This is a genomic window from Acinetobacter sp. SFA, from assembly GCF_001647535.1.
In the GTDB taxonomy this organism is placed as follows: Bacteria; Pseudomonadota; Gammaproteobacteria; order Pseudomonadales; family Moraxellaceae; genus Acinetobacter; species Acinetobacter pecorum.
The window spans coordinates 1-19,877 of record NZ_LSZI01000002.1 but is presented as its reverse complement, the minus strand read 5'-3'; the positions used below and the strand labels follow the sequence as shown (position 1 = coordinate 19,877).

General features: G+C 44.9%; 15 protein-coding genes. 8 read left to right on the top strand and 7 right to left on the bottom strand.

Annotation, left to right across the window (positions count from 1 at the left end):
- Positions 1–1,994 (bottom strand): methionine synthase (metH, locus tag AY607_RS01700; RefSeq protein ID WP_064101571.1); only part of this gene is annotated, 1,994 nt, incomplete at its 3' end.
- 530 nt (positions 1,995–2,524) lie between these two features.
- Between metH and AY607_RS01695 the strand changes: the two genes are divergently transcribed.
- Positions 2,525–4,144, top strand: coding sequence for an inorganic phosphate transporter (locus AY607_RS01695; RefSeq protein WP_064101570.1), 1,620 nt, complete (start codon positions 2,525–2,527; stop codon positions 4,142–4,144).
- Between the two features lie 152 nt (positions 4,145–4,296).
- Here the strand turns inward: AY607_RS01695 and AY607_RS01690 are convergent, their stop codons facing one another.
- Positions 4,297–5,838: a hypothetical protein gene (locus AY607_RS01690; protein WP_064101569.1), complete on the bottom strand. Its 1,542-nt coding sequence runs from the start codon at positions 5,836–5,838 to the stop codon at positions 4,297–4,299.
- A 219-nt stretch (positions 5,839–6,057) separates the two neighbouring features.
- Positions 6,058–6,675 carry a rhomboid family intramembrane serine protease gene (locus tag AY607_RS01685; RefSeq protein WP_064095679.1) on the bottom strand — a complete coding sequence of 206 codons (618 nt, stop codon included), beginning with the start codon at positions 6,673–6,675 and terminating at the stop codon, positions 6,058–6,060.
- A 158-nt stretch (positions 6,676–6,833) separates the two neighbouring features.
- Here AY607_RS01685 and nfuA point away from each other — a divergent pair, with 158 nt between their 5' ends.
- On the top strand, positions 6,834–7,472 hold the full coding sequence (gene nfuA, locus AY607_RS01680) for a Fe-S biogenesis protein NfuA (protein ID WP_044111637.1): 639 nt from the start codon (positions 6,834–6,836) through the stop codon (positions 7,470–7,472).
- A gap of 194 nt (positions 7,473–7,666) precedes the next feature.
- The gene (locus AY607_RS01675; protein ID WP_064101568.1) at positions 7,667–9,730 is read left to right on the top strand and encodes a TonB-dependent receptor domain-containing protein; all 2,064 of its coding nucleotides are present in this window, start codon (positions 7,667–7,669) and stop codon (positions 9,728–9,730) included.
- Positions 9,731–9,774: 44 nt separating this feature from the next.
- Here the strand turns inward: AY607_RS01675 and AY607_RS01670 are convergent, their stop codons facing one another.
- Positions 9,775–10,776 carry a hypothetical protein gene (locus tag AY607_RS01670; RefSeq protein WP_064101567.1) on the bottom strand — a complete coding sequence of 334 codons (1,002 nt, stop codon included), beginning with the start codon at positions 10,774–10,776 and terminating at the stop codon, positions 9,775–9,777.
- Positions 10,777–10,790: 14 nt separating this feature from the next.
- Positions 10,791–11,828, bottom strand: coding sequence for an alpha/beta fold hydrolase (locus AY607_RS01665; RefSeq protein ID WP_064101566.1), 1,038 nt, complete (start codon positions 11,826–11,828; stop codon positions 10,791–10,793).
- A gap of 312 nt (positions 11,829–12,140) precedes the next feature.
- Between AY607_RS01665 and AY607_RS01660 the strand changes: the two genes are divergently transcribed.
- Entirely contained in the window at positions 12,141–12,755 is a 615-nt protein-coding gene (locus AY607_RS01660; RefSeq protein ID WP_064095675.1) for a carbonic anhydrase, read from the top strand.
- A gap of 35 nt (positions 12,756–12,790) precedes the next feature.
- Here AY607_RS01660 and AY607_RS01655 read toward each other — a convergent pair whose 3' ends face one another.
- Entirely contained in the window at positions 12,791–13,420 is a 630-nt protein-coding gene (locus AY607_RS01655) for an arylesterase (RefSeq protein ID WP_064095811.1), read from the bottom strand.
- Between the two features lie 11 nt (positions 13,421–13,431).
- On the opposite strand from AY607_RS01655, the gene AY607_RS01650 reads away from it, so the two are divergent.
- Together AY607_RS01650 and AY607_RS01645 are read left to right on the top strand one after the other, a co-directional pair.
- The gene (locus tag AY607_RS01650; protein ID WP_064095674.1) at positions 13,432–14,157 is read left to right on the top strand and encodes an ABC transporter ATP-binding protein; all 726 of its coding nucleotides are present in this window, start codon (positions 13,432–13,434) and stop codon (positions 14,155–14,157) included.
- A gap of 1 nt (position 14,158) precedes the next feature.
- The gene (locus tag AY607_RS01645) at positions 14,159–16,648 is read left to right on the top strand and encodes an ABC transporter permease (RefSeq protein ID WP_064095673.1); all 2,490 of its coding nucleotides are present in this window, start codon (positions 14,159–14,161) and stop codon (positions 16,646–16,648) included.
- 34 nt (positions 16,649–16,682) lie between these two features.
- Here AY607_RS01645 and AY607_RS01640 read toward each other — a convergent pair whose 3' ends face one another.
- Positions 16,683–17,501, bottom strand: coding sequence for a rhomboid family intramembrane serine protease (locus AY607_RS01640; RefSeq protein ID WP_064095672.1), 819 nt, complete (start codon positions 17,499–17,501; stop codon positions 16,683–16,685).
- Positions 17,502–17,578: 77 nt separating this feature from the next.
- Between AY607_RS01640 and mtgA the strand changes: the two genes are divergently transcribed.
- Both mtgA and ppk1 read left to right on the top strand, forming a co-directional pair.
- Entirely contained in the window at positions 17,579–18,253 is a 675-nt protein-coding gene (mtgA, locus tag AY607_RS01635) for a monofunctional biosynthetic peptidoglycan transglycosylase (RefSeq protein ID WP_064095671.1), read from the top strand.
- 111 nt (positions 18,254–18,364) lie between these two features.
- A partial coding sequence (ppk1, locus tag AY607_RS01630; protein ID WP_064101565.1) for a polyphosphate kinase 1 occupies positions 18,365–19,877 on the top strand: 1,513 nt, incomplete at its 3' end.

Here is a 19,877-nt window from a genome sequence, read left to right as displayed (position 1 = left end):
TCAAGACGTTTTTCAACGGACTCGGCTCGCCATTCAAGGTTTTCTTCCGCTTTTTGCTGACCGCCTTGACCCCGGTATTTTTCTGCAATGGTCAATAATTTTTCAGTTGCTTCCTGACCGCTTTCGCCCTGGTGGCGGTTCAAGACTACATCTTCAACGGCATCTTTAAGCTCTTTGTCGATGTCATCATAAATCGCCAGCTGGCCGGCGTTCACGATCCCCATGGTCAAGCCTTTCTGGATCGCGTGATACAGGAACACTGCATGGATCGCTTCACGTACAGGCTCGTTACCACGGAATGAGAATGATACGTTTGAAATACCGCCTGAAATCATCGCATTTGGCAGATTTTCCTTAATCCAGCCGGTTGCTTCAATGAAGTCCACGCCATAGTTGTTGTGTTCTTCAATACCCGTTGCCACTGCAAATACGTTCGGGTCAAAGATAATATCTTCAGAAGGGAAGCCCACTTCGTTCACAAGTACATCGTATGAACGTTTACAGATTGCTTTTTTACGTTCTGCTGTATCGGCCTGACCATTTTCATCAAATGCCATCACGATCACGGCTGCACCGTACTGACGGCACAGGCGGGCACGTTCTACAAACTCGTCATAACCTTCTTTTAAGGAAATCGAGTTCACAACGGCTTTACCTTGAACGCATTTCAAACCTGCTTCAATGATCTCCCATTTAGAAGAATCCAGCATGATAGGCACACGTGAAATATCCGGCTCAGACGCAATCAGATTCAGGAAGTGCACCATCGCACCTTGTGAATCAAGCATGCCTTCATCCATGTTGATGTCGATGATCTGCGCACCAGCTTCAACCTGTTGACGGGCAACGTCCAACGCTTCTGTGAAGTTTTCTTCTTTAATTAAACGAAGGAATTTTTTAGAACCAGTGACGTTGGTACGTTCACCGACGTTCACAAATAACGAATCTTTAGTGATGTTAAATGGTTCTAAACCACTTAAACGGCATGCAGGCTCAATTTCAGGAATCTGGCGAGGGGCAATACCTTCAACCGCCTGCGCAATCGCGCGGATATGATCTGGCGTAGTACCACAGCAACCACCGGTAATATTGATTAAACCACTTTCAGCAAATTCTTTAATGAATGCCGCAGTTTCTTCGGGGGTTTCATCATAACCACCAAACGCATTTGGCAAACCTGCGTTAGGATGCGCAGAAACGAAGGTGTCGGCAACGTCAGACACGGTTTTTACGTGTGGACGCATGGCATCTGCACCAAGTGCACAGTTAAAGCCGATTGAAATCGGTTCTGCATGACGCATTGAGTTCCAGAACGCTTCAGCGGTTTGACCTGTTAATGTACGGCCTGATGCATCGGTAATCGTGCCTGAGATCATGATTGGCAGTTCATAGCCCAGTTCCTTGAACACTTCTTTTACTGCAAAGATGGCAGCTTTAGCATTGAGTGTATCGAATACAGTTTCGATCAGGATGATATCAACACCACCTTCAATTAAGGCTTTGGTCGATTCGATATAATCAACTTTCAGGGCATCAAAGGTGATGTTACGAAATGCTGGGTCATTTACGTTGGGCGAAATAGAAGTAGTACGTGATGTTGGCCCGATGACTCCGGCTACAAAACGCGGTTTTTCCGGCGTTGAATATTTAGCACAGGCTTCTTTTGCTAAACGTGCAGCTTCACGGTTAATTTCTGGAACCAGATCTTGCATATGATAGTCAGACATTGAAACGCGTGTGCCGTTAAAGGTATTGGTTTCAATAATGTCTGCGCCGGCTTCAAGATATGCTTCGTGAATGCCTTGGATAATCTGCGGTTGGGTCAGGACTAAAAGGTCATTGTTGCCTTTGAGGTCAAAGGCCCAATCGGCAAAACGTTCACCACGATAATCGGCTTCTTCCAGTTTATGGCGTTGGATCATGGTACCCATCGCACCATCGATAATTAAAATTCTTTTGGCAAGAAGTTCTTTTAAGGTGGTTAATGTCGACATTCAAACGTTCTCAGCAGTCTTTTAAAACGGCTGTAATCTTAGCAGATTAGTGAACTGATTTCTGCTGACATTGCTCAGAATGACGGATAAGTATGATATGAAAATTTGATAAGTCAGTAGATAAACAGGAAATTATGAAATCTGGACCACAAAACATAGTGAACCTGGCTCTGATTTGACCGGTTTGGGGCAGGGGCAGAAACACAGAATTGAACTGAGGCATCTATTCATAAAAATGTCATATTCATTCCTTATGCTATGCAACTGAAACTTTATTTAGCCTGCTGATAGAAAGGGCTTTGATGGTTTTGGCAGCAAAATGTGTGTGCTTTTTGAGCAGAAACAAGCTGGAATGCTATCTCAAGTAAATGATTTATAAAATCAAAATTTAGTTTTTTAGTCGGAATTAAACAGGACGAATGACAGCAAGAAAATCCAAATAATTGCATCATATGACAACAGTTTGTCATATAATTGTCACAATTTAACTGAACAATATGAGGATCATTGAATCCTCTATTCCTGCTTGCATGAATCCTAATCCAACTCCCGTAGATTCAGCACACAAGTCGGCTTCGAAAAAGTCGACCAATGTTCATGTGCCAACACCGAAATTTTTTATGCCGGTGTTCTTGACTCTTATTATCACTACGCTGATTTATATCGGCTTCCAATTGTCTTCAGATTTAGCACATGTACCGGCCTTAAGCCTGTATTCAGTTATTTTGTTAGCAACTGCACTTTTTATCGCATTGAGCTTTGAATTCGTCAATGGCTTCCACGATACAGCCAATGCGGTTGCTACCGTCATTTATACCAATGCACTCTCAGCTCCCGTCGCAGTGATGTGGGCCGGCTTCTGTAATTTCCTTGGGGTTATGGTGGCCAGTGGCGCGGTTGCTTACGGTATTATTGCGTTATTGCCGGTTGAGCTGATTATGAATGTCGGCTCTGGTGCAGGCTTTGCCATGGTCTTTGCCATGCTGATAGCGGCCATTCTCTGGAACCTTGGAACTTGGTTCCTTGGTATTCCTGCATCCAGTTCGCATACCTTGATTGGTTCGATTCTGGGTGTTGGCATCATGAATTACATTCTGAATGCCGGCAGTGGCGCTTCAGGTATAGACATGGAGCAGGTGATTAAAGTTGGTAAGGCGCTATTATTTTCGCCTCTCATCGGCTTTGCATTTGCAGCGGTGCTGTTCCTGCTGGTGAAAAAAATCTTCAAGCGTCAAATGGAACTGTTCCAGCCACCTGAAGGCAACAAGCCACCACCTCCATTGATTCGTGCTATGCTGATTTTTACCTGTACAGGTGTGAGTTTTGCACACGGTTCAAATGACGGTCAAAAAGGCATGGGTCTGATCATGCTGATTCTGATTGGATGTGTACCTCTGGCGTACTCGTTGAACAAGAATCTGGATGCCCAGCATATTCAGTCTTTTGGCCAGTTGTCGGCACAAACAGCCAATGTGATCTATCCAAATCATCAGGATATTCCGGATGAGCAAGCCCGTGCTGTCATCACCAAGTATATCCAGACCAAGGAAATTACCCCTGAAGTCATTCCGGCACTGGCAAGTTTGACCGATCATCTGGGTGAAAAAGTAGCTAGCTACAGCAACATTAAAGATGTGCCTGAAGCTCAAGTTTCTGAATTCCGTAACGACATGTACCTGAGCACAACCGCTTTTAAACGTCTGGATAAAGCAGAAGCTTTACCTGCGATGTCTGCTGCGCAAGAAAAAACGGTGGATAAATACCGTGATAATCTTGACTCATTCCTACAATATATTCCAACCTGGGTGAAAGTTGCAGTTGCGCTTGCACTGGGTCTAGGTACCATGGTGGGCTGGAAGCGTATTGTTGTGACCGTGGGTGAGCGTATTGGTAAAGAACATATGACCTATGGACAGGGCATGTCTGCCGAGCTTGTTGCGATGTCAACCATTGCTGCGGCAGATGGCTTCGGTATGCCAGTATCCACTACCCATGTACTGAACTCTGCAGTAGCCGGTACCATGGTGGCAAACAAGTCAGGACTGAATTTCCAGATGGTGAAAACCATTCTGTCTGCCTGGGTATTTACCTTGCCAGCAACGATCTGTCTGTCAGGTGGTTTGTATTGGATATTGTTAAAAGTGTTTTAAGTTATTTAGACATAAAAAAAGCTGCTCTAGAGCAGCTTTTTTTATGGAGTTTTTTAAAATCCTCTCCCTTTGGAAGAGGGTTGGGGAGAGGGGCAGAATTTTAAATAAAAAGACTATCGACCCTAGGAGAAGGGTAAGGTGAAGGAAATAAATTACTTCTTCAACTTACTCAATAATCCTTTTGGCAACTTCTCCGTCGCAAAACCATACAGCGCAGCAAAAGGCAGTGCGGTACGCGCCAGATAAGCGACTCGCCACAAACCACCATGATTCGCACCATGCATCATTAACTCAAGCGGATGGTTCAGCTCCACTTCAGGATTGGCCACCGATTCCGGATTGCGAAGGTCATGAATCCATAATGCTGCCATCAATGCATTGGTAGTTTCAGGTGCGAAAGCTTCCACATCAAACAGGCTGGCGCCATTGAATGCGGCTTTTAATAGCGGATTTTTGGTAACAGAATGAGTGGTCGTAGAGGGTGCAATATTAATGCTGACCCGTTGACCTTGAGCACGCGCCAAGGTTGCACGCCATTGCTGAATACGTTTTGCCAGCGCATAGTTTGGGCCTTGTTCAACCACCAGACAGTCACAAATGCCATATGCCTGATCGCCAGACTGAATCAGCTCATGACTATTTTTCTGGAAAAAGTGTTTACGGCTTAAAGTCGCAACACTTTTAGAAATCAGGGTCTGTGCCTTGGAGCGTTCTGCATATTTTTCTTTTGAGGCTTCGATCACTTCAGCTGGAACGGCATATACATCAGTCGGTGTACACATATACATCAGGCTGGTATTGGCTTTTTGCTGGCTAACATAGTGCATGATGGCATCCATCGCCATGGAAACGCGGACATGCTTTTCACCATCCAGATAGGCAATTGCAGCCAGATCCAGATCCTGCTCGAACTGTAATAACCATTTGGCAATTTCAGGAATCTGGGTGAGCAAATTCGCGCCCAGTTTTTCTTTCAAAATGTTCGGTGAAGTATCGGCAGGCAGGTCTTCAGTACAAGGTGCATACAGGGTGGCATTGCCTTGGCTGACGGTATCGATAATCTTGCCCCAAACCCGGCTATTCGGTAAATCAATCGCCACAATATTGGCTTTCCATTTTGCCAGCCAGGTCAGAGGTCCTGCTTCAGATGCAGCACCAAACAGCACAGTGGTTCGATCTGACAGGTCAAACCATTCCGGATGCACGGCACATTCACGCAGGGCATTGGCATGACTGGTTTCCATGATGCCTTGAGTTTCCCAGCGTTCAATCTGCTCCAGTAAGGCATCACCTTGCAGCTTTTGCCCCTGGTAGGGCACATACCATTCTGGTGCTGATTTGCTATGACCTGTCAGTTTGAAGGTATGCAACTGGCCTGCGGGCAGGGAGAAGACCTCCTGCAGTAAATGCTTTTGACCGTCACGATAAAACTCAAACGTCTGATGGGCCTGTGCCAATCCATCCTCTGCAATTTTCAGGCTGGCCTCAGGAGAGCTCAGACCCTGCTCGACCAGCTTTTTAAAATGTACGGTGTAGAGTTTGCGCCAGTTTTTTTCTGATTGTGCCTGTGCAGAACTGTGAGGGGCGACATTGGCTAGCGCTGCCGCGATAATTGCGCGCCCTGCTTTTGAGCTACTGGGTTTTTGTTGTGGAGACTGAAGAGGAAATTGGAGACCGTCTGGTGTAATGGACATGCAAAATATCTCGATAATGACAGTGATTAATATACAGATGTATACATTATCGCTGCAAAATTCACTTCAAGATTGGCATTAAGTGACATCATGGCTTTCTAATATATTACGAGATGTTTCAACTGACCAAGAGAGCCGCAGCTCTCTTGTCGATTTTTAGTGAAAAACTCCGGCCCAACTTACAGCTGATTAAGTTATCTCAGGATTTAAAAATCCGCGTTAAAACGGAATCTGCATCAGTTTATTCAGGAAGTGCGGAATCAGGCGTGGCTCCAGAATAATCGTCATAATCACACCATAGGCTGCTCCCCATAAGTGCGCACTGTGATTAATATTGCTATTGCCTTTTTTGCCTGACCAGATGCTATAGGCCACATACAGCACAGCAAAAATAATTGCAGGAACTGGAATGAAGAATACAAAAATCAGTTTCCATGGTTCAAACAGAATATAGGCAAATAGCACAGCCGACACTGCACCGGAAGCGCCTAGACTGGCCCAGCGCGCATCATTTTTATGCTTCAGGTAACTTGGCAGAATCGCAGCAACCAGAGCACCCAGATAGAACAGGATGAAACCCAGGTCGTACAGATATTGACGATAAAAGCTTTCAATTACACTGCCAAAAAAGAACAGGGTAATCATATTGAACAGCAGGTGGGTTCCATCCGCATGAATAAACCCATGCGTAATAAAACGGTCATATTGTCCACGTTGCAGTGCCGGAGGCCAAAAAATCAGCCGGTTCATTACCGTCTCTTTGGAGAAAGCAATAAATGACACAATACAGGTGATCAGAATAATGGTAACAGTATGATTAAAAGGTAAATCAAGCATATAAATGATTCTAATGGTGCCTATTTGCTAATTATCATGCCATTAAAATTGAGCTAAAGTTGTACTTTTATAATAAATCCGACAATTTTAGTTGATTTTTAAAAATTACCCCGCATCTTCAGTTAAAATGGTCACTTGAGCTTGAGGAAATTATTGTTATGTCGACTGAGAACAGCAGCACTCCAGTTGTTGGTGAAATTCCCAACTTATTGATTACACCAACAGCACAAGAGTATTTAAAGGATTTACTGGATAAACAGAACACCCCGGGTATTGGTGTGCGTGTTTTTGTAGAGCATCCGGGTACTCCTCGCGCTGAATGTTGCATGGCCTATAGTGCACCTGATGAAGTTGTACCGACAGATTATAAGCAGGAATATCCTGATTTCCCTGCTTTTATCGACTCGCCATCTATTCCGTATTTACTTGATGCCGTAATTGACTACAACAAAGACCGTTTTGGTGGTCAGTTGACCTTCCGTGCGCCGAATTCTAAAGTGCCGCGCGTGGGGCCAGATGCATCAGTAGAAGAGCGCATTACCTATGTCTTGCAGTCTGAAATTAACCCGGGTCTGGCAGGCCATGGCGGTAACTGTGCACTGGTTGAAGTCAAAGAAGACCCTGAAAAAGGTTTAACCGCTGTACTTAAATTTGGTGGTGGTTGCCAGGGTTGTTCAGCGATTGATATCACCTTGAAACAAGGCGTAGAAACAACGCTAAAACAGCATATTCCTGAATTGATGAATGTCGTTGATGAAACGGATCATAGTCAATCTGAAGGTGCGTATATGAAATAAGCTGTTCTATATAAACAGTTCATTTATAGCATTTAAAAAAACCTCGAAAGTTCGAGGTTTTTTTATATCTGGCTTAAAATTTAGTGAATATTAATGATAATAATTATCAATAGCAATTGCATTTGAGTGAAAAGCTGTTACACTTCGCAACCGAATAAACATGATCTCTTCATAAATATTGGGGCGCGCAAGGTATGAATAAGCCATTCTTAAAAACCACTTTGGCATTTGCTGTAACTTCAGTCATGACGGGTAATGCATTTGCAGTCGAAGCTGTTGTTCCACAGGCGGAAGCGACTAAACTGCAAACGATTGTGGTGACCGCAACAGGTTATGAGCAAGATTTGGCTAAAGCACCTGCTTCCATTACCGTGATTGATCGTGAAGAATTGGATAAACGTGAATATAACGACATTACTGATGTGCTGCGTAATACGCCTGGCGTAGTGGTTTCGGGTTCAGGTTCTGCACAGACCATCAGTATTCGAGGCATGAGTTCAAACTACACCTTGTTTCTGGTCGATGGTAAGCGTCAATATGGTAAGGATGTGAACCCGAATGGGGATGATGGCGGTTTTGAGAAAAATATTCTGCCACCGCTTGCCGCCATCGAACGGATTGAAATTATTCGTGGTCCAGCTTCTACACTGTATGGTACGGATGCCATGGGCGGGGTAGTCAATATCATTACCAAAAAAGTCTCGGATGAATGGTCTGGTCATGTCGAATTAGGAACCACGCTTCAGGACAGTAGTCGTTCAGGTGATATTAAAAATGCTTCTGCATATCTTACCGGTCCTTTAATTGCAGACAAGCTGGGCTTGCAGCTAGCAGTCAATAAGCAGGAACGTAATGAAGACCGTTATGTTGGCGGTTTTCGTGGCACAGAACGTGAAAGCTTAAATTCACGTCTGAGCTATGCCATTAATGATGATCATGATGTGCAGGTTGAAGCCAATTTTGTGCAGCAGGAATCCACGACTTCAGTCGGTAAGACGGTAGCAGCCGTTCAAGGCGCTGCAGATTCATTCTCGCGTAATTACCGTAACGTTTATTCAGTAACCCATAATGGCCGTTATAGCGATAACTTGGACAGTTCATCTTATATCCAGTATGAAAATTCAAAAAATCCGGATCGTGGAAATACGGAACTCGGCACCAAAGGGATTACCCTGGATACCTGGACAGCAAACAGTCAATGGAACTGGGCCTTAGGTGATCACATGCTGTCATTCGGTGGGTATCTTAAAGATGAAAAACTGGTCGATAAAGCCACTAACCGGAATCCCACTGCACCTGAATTTAGTGAGTTAACACGATGGTCTGCTGCTGCATTCCTTGAAGATACTTGGGGCATGACAGATCGTTTCGATTTAACCGCCGGCCTGCGTTATGACCATGATGAAAACTATGGTGGCCATTTATCGCCACGACTGTATGGGGTGTACGCGGTAAATGATAACTTTGTAGTAAAAGGTGGTGTGGCCACAGGTTATAAACAGCCTGATATTCGTGCAGCCACAGAAGGGTTCTATAGCGTCACGGGTGGTGGCGGTTCACCCTTGCCAACAGGCCGTGGCATTATTCGTGCCAATCCGGACTTGAAACCTGAATCAAGTGTATCGACTGAATTAGGTTTCAACTGGAAAAATGATTATATCAATACATCGTTAACTGGCTTTATCACTAAATATAAAGACCGGATTACGGAAGTTCGTGCCTGCGAAACCGATACTGATGGCACAACAACAAACCGTAATAACTGGCAGAATTGGAAATGTTTCGAAGGAGATATTCCATTCTACTTTATTAGTGAACGGATTAATGTAGATGAAGCGGAAATTCGTGGTGTAGAAGCAACGATAGAAGCCAGTCTGAATGATTACACGACCATGACTGCAAACTATACCTATACCGATTCAGAGTTTAAATCGGGTGCTTTTAAAGGCCAGCCACTGAACCAGATGCCAGAACACATGTTTAATATTGGTGTCGATTATGAGCTAAACGATGCATTAAATGTATGGAGCCGCTTGCACCACCGTTCTGAAACCTCTGCATACTTGAGCCGTACTTCGATGGCTCAGCCAAATCCAGGCTACCAATTTGTAGATGTCGGCTTTAACTATAAATTCAGTCCGAATTTGACTGGTAAATTCGGCGTCTATAACCTGCTGGATGAAAAAGCTGAAGATATTGATGGGGATCAATTATTGGATGGCCGCCGTTACGGTATCAGTCTGAATGCAAAATTCTAAGCACACAAGAAAATAAAAAAGCCGCTATAAAGCGGCCTTTTTATTTAAATTTTAAGGATTTTCAAAGTATCTTCATGATAATAAAATTGTTCCAGATATTTTCGTGCGCGTTCACGTAAATGGCCTTGAGAAACCATCTGCTGGATTATCGGGCTGAGCAGTTGCTGCAATTCATTCTGAATGAGAGCTTCATCAATATTCAGATCACGTAAAAACTGATCAAAAGTATGTTCCTGATTGCGGACATACCAGGTATGAATTCCGTCATGTAACTGCTGCTGCAGATAGTCGGTCTGGCGTATGTGATCCCAGATGTCATGACCTAAGCCGACCGTCTGATTCAGATCCTGTAGCTCAATATACTTCTTCAAGACAGATACAGGCATGACCTTGATTTTATGCCAGAGATTAGCCTGAAAATGATAGAGTTTTTCATCGTCAAAATGTTGGTTTAGCACATGCTCACTCATCTGGCTGAGCTTCAAAATGTTCTTTTGCAGATAACGCGCAATGGTGCTATCGAGGTTGGTGTCGGTGACATTTTCCAGAACGGATTTGCCCATTTTCATAAAGCGGGAGACCCCGGGCACACTTTTGGCAATCATGGAGTTATCCAGATAATCCTGAATGGAGTGCTGGATCAATTGGGTAATCATGGCTGAAAATGCCGGATTATTGACTACGGTTTTAATCAGACGCTGCCGATGGTCACTTTTGCTGGCCACATACTGGGCAATCTTGTCTATGGTCAGTACTGGAATCAGATCGGCAATCGTGGTGGTGTCATTGGCTGGATGCACCAGTGCAAAACGGATATGCTCGGCAATCTGTTCAATCAGAAAGCTACTGGTAGCTGTATCCAGAATCTGTTTCTGTAAAAGCTGATTGATTGCTTCACAGCTCCACAGCTCTTTTAGTGTCTGTTTACGCAACCACAAATAAAATGCATGAAACTCGCTTTGAATCGTTTCAGATTGAGAAAATGCCTGATCGAGAAAATCAAGTTGAGCATCGATCAACTGCTCAATCATCGGGTGTTTCTGCATAGCATCTCTGAAACTTAATATAAAGGAATGAGTTTATCAGCAAGCGGGTTTTTTAGGGTCTGCGTCTTGGCCAGAAAAGGTAAATAATGCTGTGCGACCTGTTTTTCTGCTTCCAGAATCGGCATATGCCCGACATTATTCAAAATCACCGGTTTTTCGGCACGTTTCAGCAGGGCATGCAGTTCTTTGACCACCTCAACATTAATGATCCGATCCTGTCTGCCCCATAAAATCAAGGTGGGTGCTTCAACTGTACGGGTCAGACGGGCAAAGGTTTCCGGTGTATAAATCCGGTTTAGCATCACCACCTGATCAATCGATTTGCTGGTTTGTTCAGCGCGTGAAATCAGCAGTTTTTCCTGTGCATGCCGCAACTGATAAGGAATTACTGGCGGGTTCTGCATCAGCTCTTTGGATACATCCTGTAGATCGCCGGGTTTGCTGACGATCAGATCTTTTAAGGCTTGTGGGTCTTTGGTGTAGGGAGTATTCCCCATTTTGTAAAGACCAGCACTATTAATGAGAAATAGACTCTGAGTATCGAAAGGATATTGTGAAGCATACACCGTAGCAATCGAGCCACCCAGAGAGTGGCCGGCAATGTGTAAATTTTCATCCACATTTAAGGTTTCAAGGAGCAAACGCAGTTGAGAGGTAACATTGGGCACTGAAACATCAAAATCGTCTGGTACTTTGGTATCGCCATTGCTCGGCAAGTCAGGAATGATGACATGATAATAAGGTGTCAGAAACTGGGCCACCCGATTCCAGTTGTCACGGGTGCCGGCCAGACCATGAATCAGTAGAATTGACGGTTTGTTCTTGGACCCGCCTTCGCTATAGCTCCAGGTCACCTCTCCAATTTTGAGGGTCTTGGACTTGAGTCCGGCAAGGCTACGTTCCTGCAACAGATGTTGCTGCAATACTTGGGCAGACTTTTCACTTTTCTGGCCAAACAGATTTTGACCATGGGTCAGGCCTGGTAATGCCATGCTTAAGGCAACCAGGGTTGAACAGATCATTTTCGAGCGCAATCTTATTATTTTCTTCATTGGCTATTCCCCAAAATAAACCCACTAAGCAAAATGCTCAAAATACTTCCATGTTATCGATTTGCAATTTATAGATGAATCAAATCGTAATCTTTCAACTTATTTTAAAACATTCCTTAATATTGTACATCTGTTAATGAATAGTCTGGGCAGAAAAATCCTGAATGAAATGTGATGAATTTCACAGAAAAATACACAGAACAAGAAATCATCAAAAAGCTAAAAAATTTAAACGGGTAATTTTTTTGCAAGTGACATTCAAAAAATCTAGCAGTAAGATATTCCCACTAAAAACATCGATGGTAAAAAAGAATGCTCACAGCTCAGGAAGCTATAGATCGTCTTAAAAAGGGTAACCAGCGCTTTGTCAATGGTGAAACGCAGCATTTAAAATTATTATCGCATCAGCAACGCGCTGAAATGGCAGAAAGTCAGGAACCATTTGCTATTGTTTTAGGATGTTCGGATTCGCGTGTCCCGGCAGAAATGGTATTTGATCAGGGGCTGGGTGATCTGTTTGTGATTCGGGTAGCAGGCAATATTGTGGCACCCTCTCAAGTCGGCAGTGTTGAGTTCGCTGCAGACAGCTTTGGCTGTCCAGTGGTTATTGTATTAGGCCATACGCATTGTGGCGCAATTCATTCTACAATTGAAGCCTTGACCAATCCGGCAACACCGCCATCTGCAAATTTGATGTCGATTGTGAACCGGGTACGTCCATCAGTCGAAATTCTGATGCAAACTGAATTAAAAGATGATTTGGACAAACTGTCCATACATGCTATTCGATCGAATGTATTTGCTTCAGTGAACCAGCTTCGTCATGGTTCAGCCGTACTGGAAAATTTGATTGCCAAAGGTAAATTACTGGTCGTGGGAGCAGAATATTCACTTGAAACAGGTGAAGTTACATTCTTTGATTTCTAAGTCAGATTTTAAGATTTGAATCCATTAAAGGCGCTTTATAAAGCGCCTTTAATGGATGGATAAGCATTGTTTAACAGGATGGTTTGCGCTTTGGCATTCGGATGAACCAAATCTTTTTGCATCAGGGTTTTGTTGCCGGCCACACCCTCCAGGAAGAAAGGCAATAATTTCACCTTATATTGCTGACTGACCACTTTATAATTATTTTCAAAGGTCTTGCTATATGCCTGACCGTAGTTAGGCGGCATTTTCATACCAAATACAATAACTTTGGCTTTGGCTTTCTGGCTCTGCTGAATCAGGCTGGCTAAATTTTTTTGAATCATTTGTGGCGGTTGTCCACGCAAGCCATCATTGCCACCTAACTCAATCACCACAAGGTCTGGACGATGCGTTTGTAGCAATTTTGGTAGTCTGGCCAGCGCTCCGCTGGTGGTTTCGCCACTGACACTTGCATTGACCACTTTATGCTGTTTCGGATACTGTTGCTCTAAACGCTTTTGTAACAAATTTACCCAGCCTTGCTGAGGCTGGATACCATATCCTGCACTTAAACTATCACCTAAAATCATAATTGTCTTTGCTGAAACCCCAAGAGGAAACAGGCACAGACTGAGCAAAAACAAGTAAGGCAATAGCCGGGTTTTCTGATTAAGATCTTTCATATAGGACACGTATGATTCAAAGCAGCAACGATTCGACCATCATGCCACAGGCTATTATTTCTGCCCAGAAATTGACACAAAAGATACAACTTTCACAAAAACAGCTCACCATTTTTGAGAATCTTGACCTGGAAATTCGGGCTGGGGAACAGGTAGCGATTACGGGTCGTTCCGGTTCCGGAAAATCCACATTACTGGGTATTCTGGCAACACTGGATCAGGCCAGTTCAGGTCAGCTTATGGTCTGTGGTGAATTGGTGTCAAGTCTGGATGAAGAACAGCGTGCACTGGTGCGTTTGAAAAATATCGGCTTTGTATTTCAGTCTTTTCAGCTGTTGCCACATCTGACTGCACTTGAAAATGTGATGCTGCCCCTGCGCCTGAAACCCGATTTTAAATATGCAGAAGCCGAGCAAAAAGCCTTGGCACTACTGCATAAAGTAGGGCTGGATCGACAGGCGCAGCAAACCCCGAAAGTGCTGTCGGGGGGAGAGCAGCAGCGTGTGGCGATCGCCCGGGCACTGGTCAGTGAACCAAAAATCATTTTTGCCGATGAACCCACGGGTAACCTCGATGGCGAAACTGCCAAAGAAATTGAACAACTGCTATTTCAACTAAATCGGGAACTGGGAACGACCTTGGTGCTGGTGACGCATGACCGAAAACTGGCACAGCAGTGCCAGCGGCATTTTGAGCTGTTGAATGGCGAGCTGATTGAACATCCGAGTGGGGGATGAAATGAATCCATTATTTCGTCCTTTACTGACACAAAGCTTTAAAACGACCGGGATTTATCTGCTGATTATTGCCTTAACACTGGCGATCAGTGCGACCACTGCGCTTAAATTTAGCAATGAGCAGATTCAAAATGCAGTCGCCTTGCAGGCAGCAGAAATGCTGGCTGCTGATCTGGTGCTTTCAGACAATGAACCTTTGCCTGAGCAGTGGCGTGATCAGGCCAGACAGCTGGACCTAAAGCAGTCAGAAGTTATTGTGTTTAGCAGCATGGCCTATACTGATGCAGAGTTTGTCATGGTCAATGTCAAAGCGATTGATCAGGCTTTTCCTTTGCGTGGTGAGCTGCGGGTGCAACCGGCCAAACGCTCGATTCAATCTGGTGAAATCTGGCTCAGTCAACGGGCCATGGATCTACTCAAGGTCAAACTGGGCGATCAGCTCCATATTGCCGATGCTGCGTTTAAAGTTACTGCAAAGATTGAACAGGACTCCAATCAGGAGCTTGGATTTTCCGGCTTTTCGCCAACGGTGATTATTTCCCAGGCAGATGTAGCAAGAACCAATGCCATTCAGGTGGGGAGCCGAATCGAATATCGCCTTCTCATGGCGGGCCGTCCGAATGATACCCAACAATTTGAAGCCTTATTCAAGCAGCACAAGTCAGCAAACGACACCTCAGAAACGCCAGCAGAAGTACAGGGGCAGGAGTTTGAGGAGCAAAGCAGTCTCAAGTTGCGCAATGCCAGTGAGGGTAATACCCGTTTGATGAAGCCAATCGCCAATCTGGATACTTTTCTGCAACTGGCGAATATTCTGACCATTTTATTATGCGGGATTGCCATAGCCTTAACCGCACAGCGTTATGTGCAGCAGAATCAGGATCATATTGCCTTGATGCGTTGTATCGGTGCCACCAAGCAGCAGATTCTGTCAGCTTATCTGGCTTTACTCGGGATGGTGCTGCTGATTGCCATGCTGATCGGTACTGTGCTCGGGATCGGTCTGGGTTATGGATTGTTACAGTTAATGTTGCAGCTGATTCCAAATTTGCAGATTGAATTTTCTGCCATTGCAATGTTGCTTGGACCATTGCCGGTCGCGATGCTGACCAGTGCGGTGGTGCTGCTCGGTTTTGTGATGCCTAGCTTATTGCAACTGCTAAATACGCCGCCGATTCGGGTGATTCGCCAGCAGGAAAAATCAGTACAGTCCATGCTGTGGATGCTGCTGACCGGAACGCTCAGCCTGATTATTTTCAGTGTGATTTTGACTGAAAACTTGCTGCTGACCGCCTGGGTGATTGGCGCGATTATTGTGTTATGTGTGGTGCTGTATGTGACGGTCTGGATGGTGTTAAAGCTGCTGCGGAATATGAAGCTAAATCTATCATCGTATGTCAGAACACCTTCACATACCGCCTTGCAGATTACGGCGTTAGCTTTGGGTCTGAGCCTGATTACGGTACTGGCAGTATTACGTACTGATCTGCTAGATCGTTGGCAGCAACAGTTACCAGAAGGTACGCCGAACCAGTTTGTTTATGGTTTACCACCTTTTGAGATGCCAGCCCTGAAAGCCCAACTGGAGCAGAATGGCTGGAAAAGCACACCACTCTATCCGAATATTCGCGGGCGTCTGGTCGCCAAAAATGATCAGCCTTTTGCTGATGAACTGGTCAAAAGCAGCAATACCTTAAAGCGTGAGCTGAATCTGACCCAGTCAAACCGCTATCCTCAGGATAATGTCATTGTTCAGGGTAAGGCAGAATTAAAACAGCCGGGTGAGGTTTCAGTCGAGGCCAATACGGCCGAAGAATTAGGCATTAAGATAGGAGATAAACTCAGTTTCAGTCTGCCTGAAGGCATACTGGAAGCTAAAGTCGTTAATCTAAGAACCGTCGAGTGGGAAAGTTTTAGTCCGAACTTTTTCTTTATTTTTGCCCCGAATAGCATGGATGCCAATGCAGGCAGTTATCTGGGCAGTTTTTATGTGCCGGAGACAGATAAAGGCAAACTGGTGTCGGTAATCCAGCAATTTTCCAACACGGTTTTTATTGATGTCAGCCTGATTCTGGAAGAGATCAAACGCCTTGTGAATGTGCTGGTGCAAATCGTGACGATTCTGGCGGTACTGGTCAGTATTTCCGGTTTTCTGGTGCTGATGGCCTGTTTGAACCTGTTAATGGATGAACGCAAACGTGAAGTGGCTTTGCTACGTTCATTTGGTAGTTCCAAGCAGAAACTGAAGACCATGATGAGTCTGGAAATTGGTTTTATCGGGCTGTTTGCCGGAATTGTTTCCTGCCTGTTTGCCGAAGTCATCAGTGCAATTGCCAGCTATAAAATGGATTTGATGATTCAGCCGCATTGGGAAATCTGGATTATCCTGCCGATCTTTATGACCGTTTTATGTATGTTAATTGGCCGTTATCGTCTGAGTTATCTGTCGGATATTCCGCCTTTACAAAGCTTGCGCGAGATGAATCAGTAAGATTCATCTCTTGGGCTTTTAAACCGGTTCTGATTTAAAGTTGTAACTGCTGCTGCATGAGTTCCAGCATTTCTTGCCAGAGTGGACGAATGGGTTCAAGCAAGACTAGGTTATATTGATAAAGCAGGACACACAGCCCAAAACCGATACACAAGGCTATCAGATTGAACAGGCGGCTACGCTGCATTTTTTGACCCATATACCATAACAGGGTGAGCAAAGCACCCATCAGCATGCCGCCTATATGGGCGGCATTGTTGATTCCGCTGATCATAAAGCCCAATGCCAGGTTTAGACCCAGAACCATTACCAGGGTTTTTTTATCCAGAATAAAGCGTTGCTGGGGTAGCATCGGCAATAAGGCCAGCACTGTCAGTGAAGCCCCGAGTCCCATCACAGCACCAGATGCCCCGGCACTGACTGCAGGTAATAGATCTGGATTGGCGACACCACCTTCAATCAGGTTATAGCTGTTTTGAATATTTATATAACCACTGAGCAGACTACCCATCAGACCGGCGCAGAGATATAAGCCGATAAAATACATCCGGCCAAAAAGTTGTTCGGCCACACTACCAAAAATATACAAGGCCCACATATTCAACATCAGATGAATCAGGCCAAAATGAAAAAACATGCTGCTAAACAAGCGCATGGGTTCCGCTATATAAGTTAAAGGTGCATAATCTGCACCCCAGAGAATAGCATCTCGGGTACTCGGTTGGGTCACGTCCATGCCATGCATGACTTGCCAGACAAATAATCCCACATTGATGCCGATTAAAATGGCGGTAATCCACCAGAGATGCATATCAAGTTTGCGATGTGCGACAGGGGGAGAGTATTCAGACATGCTATTTTTTTGCTGTGATTGTATATTTCGAATAAGCTTAACACGAAAAATTAAATTTTCAGGAGTAACGCACTGACATGAAAGCCTTTCTGATCCGCACGATGCTCGTCATCGTCAGTGTGATCCTGCTGGTTCAATTGTGGATCTTTGCCAGTCTGGCCTGGTGGCGCACCCATCCGGTAAACACCACCATGATGATGCGGATCGATTACTGGTCAGAACCTTCCAAACCGATTCAGCATCAGTGGCGGCCCTACGACGAGATCAGCCTGAATCTGAAACGTGCAATTGTCACTGCGGAAGATGGAAAATTTATTCATCACCATGGTTTTGACTGGGAGGGCATTCAACAGGCGCTGAATAAAAACCGGGATCAAGGCCGAGTCGTCGCAGGAGGTTCCACCATTTCCCAGCAACTGGCGAAAAACCTGTTCCTCGTCAATAAGCGTTCATTTGTACGTAAAGGACAAGAAGCTGTCGCCACCTGGATGATGGAACGCATGTGGTCCAAACAGAGAATTCTGGAAGTGTATATGAACTCGATCGAGTTCGGGGACAACATCTATGGAGTGGAAGCCGCGGCCAAACATTATTTTGGTAAAACCGCGCAAAGCCTGACCCAGGATCAGGCCATCTTTCTGGCCGCCATTCTTACCAATCCGAAATATTTTCAGGATCATCGTAACTCGTCTGCTTTAAATGCACGTAAGCGGATGATTAAGCGTTATATGCGTTATGCAGAATTACCTTAAGATATTATTTAGAAAGAAAGCCCAATTATTTGGGCTTTTTTTATGAAATTGTCATAAAATTGAAGCATACTTGGAACGATAAGCACAATTTTAAATCCACGTAGGTTTGATATGAATACGGCAGCCAGCAGCACTTCAGTACAGCCCGAATATACGTATAATGATCGTTATATCAATCGTGAACTGTCTATCCTGGACTTTCATTTACGCGTTCTGGAACAGGCTGTCGATCCTTTACATCCATTGCTCGAACGCATGAATTTCCTGTTGATTTTCTCGCGTAATCTGGACGAGTTTTTTGAAATTCGCGTTGCAGGTGTTTTAGAGCAGCTTGATCTGGGAAATGAAAGCCGCAGCCCGGATGGTCTCACACCCAAGCAGGTCATGGAGCAGATTTCTAAAACTGCGCATGCCGCGATTGAACGTCAGTACCGTATTTTAAATGAAGAAATTTTGCCAAAACTGCGTGAGGAAGATATTTGTTTCTTGCGCCGTGGTGAGCTGACTCCAGCACAATCTGCCTGGGTTAAAAAATATTTTCAGGAGCAGGTGGCTCCTGTCCTCACGCCGATCAGTCTGGACCCTGCGCATCCATTCCCGCGTCTGGTGAATAAATCACTGAACTTTATTGTGACGCTGGAAGGTAAAGACGCCTTTGGTCGTCAGATTGATCTGGCCGTAGTGCCTGCACCGCGGTCATTGCCACGCGTGGTACGTTTGCCCGATGAACTGACCGATGGCAAAGAACATCATGTGATGCTGTCTGCCATTATTCACGAGCATGTTTCTGATCTGTTTCCGGGTATGACGGCGACCGGCTGTTATCAGTTCCGTGTTACCCGTAATGCCGATCTGGCCTTGAATGAAGATGTGGAAGATCTGGCCAAGGCGCTCAAAGGTGAACTCAGCTCACGCCGGTTTGGTCGTGCGGTACGTCTGGAAGTAACGGAAAACTGTCCACAGCATATTTATGAATATCTGCTGAATGAATTTGATCTGGATGAAGATCAGCTTTATAAAGTTGCTGGCCCGGTCAATCTGGCACGTTTGCTGTCTAACTTTAAGCGTCCACATTTACGCTATGACTCGCATACGCCGGTTATTCCCAAAGTACTGAAAAAATCTGAAAATATTTTTAGTGCAATGCAGAAACAGGATATCTTGCTGCATCATCCGTTTGAATCTTTTGCACCGGTCATTTCATTATTACGTGAAGCGGCACGTGATCCACAAGTGTTGGCGATCAAACAGACCTTATATCGTAGCGGACCGGATTCTGAAATTGTGCAGGTGTTGGCTGAAGCTGCCCGTAATGGCAAGGAAGTCACGGCAGTGATTGAATTGCGCGCGCGTTTCGATGAGGAATCCAATATTGAAGTCGCCAATGTACTGCAGGAAGCTGGTGCGGTGGTGGTGTATGGTATTGTGGGCTACAAGACCCATGCCAAGATGATTCTGGTGGTACGCCGGGAAAATAATAAACTGGTGCGCTATGTGCATCTGGGTACCGGTAACTATCATGCCGGCAATGCGCGAATCTATACCGACTATGGGCTGTTAACTACGGACAAAGACCTGTGTGAAGATGTGCATCGGATTTTCCAGGAACTGACCGGTATGGGGA

Excerpts from the sequence above, each read along its gene's own strand:
- AY607_RS01695 (WP_064101570.1), top strand. The coding sequence starts at position 2,525 with ATGAATCCTAATCCAACTCCCGTAGATTCAGCACACAAGTCGGCTTCG.
- AY607_RS01690 (WP_064101569.1), bottom strand. The coding sequence starts at position 5,838 with ATGTCCATTACACCAGACGGTCTCCAATTTCCTCTTCAGTCTCCACAA.
- AY607_RS01685 (WP_064095679.1), bottom strand. The coding sequence starts at position 6,675 with ATGCTTGATTTACCTTTTAATCATACTGTTACCATTATTCTGATCACC.
- nfuA (WP_044111637.1), top strand. The coding sequence starts at position 6,834 with ATGTCGACTGAGAACAGCAGCACTCCAGTTGTTGGTGAAATTCCCAAC.
- AY607_RS01675 (WP_064101568.1), top strand. The coding sequence starts at position 7,667 with ATGAATAAGCCATTCTTAAAAACCACTTTGGCATTTGCTGTAACTTCA.
- AY607_RS01670 (WP_064101567.1), bottom strand. The coding sequence starts at position 10,776 with ATGCAGAAACACCCGATGATTGAGCAGTTGATCGATGCTCAACTTGAT.
- AY607_RS01665 (WP_064101566.1), bottom strand. The coding sequence starts at position 11,828 with ATGAAGAAAATAATAAGATTGCGCTCGAAAATGATCTGTTCAACCCTG.
- AY607_RS01660 (WP_064095675.1), top strand. The coding sequence starts at position 12,141 with ATGCTCACAGCTCAGGAAGCTATAGATCGTCTTAAAAAGGGTAACCAG.
- AY607_RS01655 (WP_064095811.1), bottom strand. The coding sequence starts at position 13,420 with ATGAAAGATCTTAATCAGAAAACCCGGCTATTGCCTTACTTGTTTTTG.
- AY607_RS01650 (WP_064095674.1), top strand. The coding sequence starts at position 13,432 with ATGATTCAAAGCAGCAACGATTCGACCATCATGCCACAGGCTATTATT.
- AY607_RS01645 (WP_064095673.1), top strand. The coding sequence starts at position 14,159 with ATGAATCCATTATTTCGTCCTTTACTGACACAAAGCTTTAAAACGACC.
- AY607_RS01640 (WP_064095672.1), bottom strand. The coding sequence starts at position 17,501 with ATGTCTGAATACTCTCCCCCTGTCGCACATCGCAAACTTGATATGCAT.
- mtgA (WP_064095671.1), top strand. The coding sequence starts at position 17,579 with ATGAAAGCCTTTCTGATCCGCACGATGCTCGTCATCGTCAGTGTGATC.